Origin of the sequence: Mesorhizobium sp. M7A.F.Ca.MR.362.00.0.0 (genome assembly GCF_004023175.1) — a bacterium.
Taxonomy (GTDB): Bacteria; Pseudomonadota; Alphaproteobacteria; order Rhizobiales; family Rhizobiaceae; genus Mesorhizobium.
The window spans coordinates 1-3,030 of the sequence record NZ_RZTF01000565.1 but is presented as its reverse complement, the minus strand read 5'-3'; the positions used below and the strand labels follow the sequence as shown (position 1 = coordinate 3,030).

General features: G+C 62.7%; 4 protein-coding genes. All 4 read right to left on the bottom strand.

Annotated features, from left to right (window positions below):
* Window positions 1-73 precede the first annotated feature (73 nt).
* Window positions 74-604 (bottom strand): NADPH-dependent FMN reductase, encoded by a 531-nt coding sequence (locus EOC06_RS35210; protein WP_128309972.1) that lies wholly within the window; start codon window positions 602-604, stop codon window positions 74-76.
* Between the two features lie 39 nt (window positions 605-643).
* Window positions 644-1,264 (bottom strand): pyridoxamine 5'-phosphate oxidase family protein, encoded by a 621-nt coding sequence (locus EOC06_RS35205; RefSeq protein WP_023811295.1) that lies wholly within the window; start codon window positions 1,262-1,264, stop codon window positions 644-646.
* Between the two features lie 94 nt (window positions 1,265-1,358).
* Window positions 1,359-2,033 (bottom strand): septation protein A, encoded by a 675-nt coding sequence (locus tag EOC06_RS35200; RefSeq protein WP_027037447.1) that lies wholly within the window; start codon window positions 2,031-2,033, stop codon window positions 1,359-1,361.
* Between the two features lie 61 nt (window positions 2,034-2,094).
* Window positions 2,095-3,030: signal recognition particle-docking protein FtsY (gene ftsY, locus EOC06_RS35195; RefSeq protein WP_128309971.1), on the bottom strand; the 936-nt coding region annotated here is incomplete at its 5' end.

Sequence of the window (3,030 nt, the reverse complement as noted above, 5' to 3'; positions counted from 1 at the left end):
CCTAGGGTCTGCGCCGCGTCGCTTCGCTCCTTGCTTCGCCCTAGGATGACGAAGATGTAGGGGTGGCCGCCGCTCAACGCGAGCGGATAAACTCCGCGAAAACATTCAGCGCGTCATACATCGCCTGCCGGTTCGCCAGCTCGGCTAGGATGGCCTCCACCTCCGACGGCTTCTTGCCGAGCAGGGCAATCTCCAGCACGTCGTCGCAAAGCGCGAACGACATGGTGCGCATGATCTCGGCCAGTGCGGCGCGGGCGAACAGCGAGCGCGGCGAGGCGTGTGCCAGCATGGCGGGCTTGGCGACAGCGGCATCGCGCGAGACCAGCCAGTCGAGCGCGTTCTTCAGCCCGCCCGGCACGCCATGGGCATATTCCGGACAGGAAACGATCAGGCCGTCGGCTCGGCTGACGGCATCGATCAGCTTGGAGGCTTCGAGCGGTGTCCGCTCGCCTTCATCGTCGGGATTGAAGATCGGTAGACGGCCGAGCCCGTCACGGACGGTGACGCGGCAGCCGGACGGCGCTTCGCGCGCCAGTGCGGCGATCAGCGCCGAATTTGTGGAGGCCGCGCGCAGGCTGCCGGAAATGGCAAGGATGTTCAGCAAGGTATGGAATCAGTCCAGACGCGAATCGCGTCCGGAAAGCTACCACATCGTCTTCTTGTATTCCTCGTCGAGCCAGCGATCGGTCGCCTCGGCGGAATCGGCAACCGCCAGCTGATCGCGCATGATCTGGCCGAGCGTCGGCAGCGTCGCGCGGTCGTACCAGGTTTCCGGCTTCCACAAATCCGAGCGCATGAAGGCTTTTGCGCAGTGCATGTAGGCGGCCTTGACGCTGACCACGACGACGCTTTGCGGCTCCCTGCCGTCGACGGCGAGCCGTTCGCGCAAATTTGCGTCGACGGTGATGCGGGCATCGCCGTTGACGCGCAGCGTCTCGTTCATGCCGGGAATGAGGAAGAGCAGCCCGACCGAGGGATTGAGGAGGATGTTCTCCAGCGTGTCGAGCCGGTTGTTGCCGGGCCGGTCGGGAATGGCGATGGTGGTGTCGTCGAGAACGGTGGCAAAGCCCGGCTTGTCGCCCTTCGGCGTCACGTCGGCGTTGCCGGCACCGTCGGACGAGCCGATCAGCACGAACGGGCTCTTGCCGATGAAGGAGCGGCAATGGCCGTCAAGTTTTTTCAGCTCCTTGCGGATAGAACCGTCGGTCGGCCGTGGCGTCTTGTAGATCGTCCTCAACTGGTCGCGCGTGGTGATGAATTCCATGTCCCTCTCCCCAGAACGGTTCATTGTTGAACGAACGCAGAACCGCTGTTTCCCTTTGTTTTGACGCAGCTCCGGACACTTTCCTGAAACTGCTCTATTTCCCGGCCTTCTCTTCTTTGCCGGCCTTGTCCTCGAGCGAATGACGCAGGATCAGCGGCATCTGGCTGAAGGTGAACAGAAGCGTGATCGGCATGATTCCCCAGACCTTGAAAGTAACCCAGGCATCGGTGGAAAAATTGCGCCACACCACCTCATTGACGATGGCCAGGAACAGGAAGAACAGGCCCCAGCGGAAGGTCAGTTTCCGCCAGCCTTCGGCGTCGAGGCTGAAGGCTGAATCGAAGACATAGCCAAGCAGCGACTTGCCGAAGTAGAGGCCGCCGAGCAGCACGCCGCCGAACAGCGTGTTGACGATGGTCGGCTTCATCTTGATGAAGATGTCGTCCTGCAGATAGAGCGTCAGCGCGCCGAAGATGAAGACGACCACGCCCGACACCATCGGCATGATCGGCAAGGTGCGGGTGAGCAGCCACGAGGCGATCAGGGCGATTGCCGTGGCGGCCATGAACAGCCCGGTGGCGACGAAAATCGGCCCGCCGAACTCGGCCAGAACAGGGAATTTCTGCACCAGCCATCCGCCGCGCGCATTGGCGAAGAAGAACACCATCAACGGCCCAAGCTCCAGCACCAGCTTGAGCAGCGGATTGACGCCTTCCTTCTTCTGCTTCTGCGGGTCCGACGGATCGCGTTCGAGAATGGGTGGGTTCATGGAATCTCTTTCTTGCGCATGATCTGATCCAAAAAGTCTGCACCTTTTTGGGACATGCTTGTTAGGCTACTCCAGCGATCGCCCTGGCGAATTCGCTTGCTGAGAACGGTTCGAGGTCGTCGACCTGTTCGCCGACGCCGATGAAATAAACCGGCAATTTGTGCTTTGCCGCGATCGCCACCAGAATACCGCCGCGTGCCGTGCCGTCCAGCTTGGTCATCACCAGGCCGTTGACACCGGCGATATTGCGGAAGATCTCGACCTGGTTGAGCGCGTTCTGGCCGGTGGTGGCGTCGACTGTCTGCAGCACGGTGTGCGGCGCTTCCGGGTCGAGTTTGCCAAGCACGCGGACGATCTTTTCGAGCTCCGCCATCAGTTCGGTCTTGTTCTGCAGGCGGCCGGCGGTGTCGATGATCAGCACGTCGGAACCGGCCTCCCTGGCCTTCTCGAAGGCGTCATAGGCGAGCCCTGCGGCATCGGCGCCGATCTTGGAGGCGATGACCGGCGATTTCGTCCGCTCGCCCCAGATCTTCAGCTGCTCGATCGCAGCGGCGCGGAAGGTGTCGCCGGCGGCGAGCATCACCGACAGGCCGCCATCGGTGAGCTTGGCGGCGAGCTTACCGATCGTGGTGGTCTTGCCGGTGCCATTGACGCCGACCACCAGAATGACATGCGGCTTGTGCGAGAGATCGAGCTCCAGCGGCATGGCGACATGGGTCAGCACTTTTTCCACCTCGGCGGCCATGATGGCGCGGACCTCGGTGTCGGAAACGTCCTTGCCGTAGCGGCTGGCGGCCAGCGCGTCGGTAACGCGCAAGGCCGTCTCCATGCCGAGATCGGCGCGGATCAGCACATCCTCGAGGTCCTGCAGCGTCTCCTCGTCCAGCTTGCGCTTGGTGAAGACGCCGGCAATGTTGCCGGTGAGCTCCTTGGAGGAGCGGGCAAGCCCGTCCTTCATGCGCTGGAACCAGGAGCGCCTCGGCGCCGGCTCCGGCGC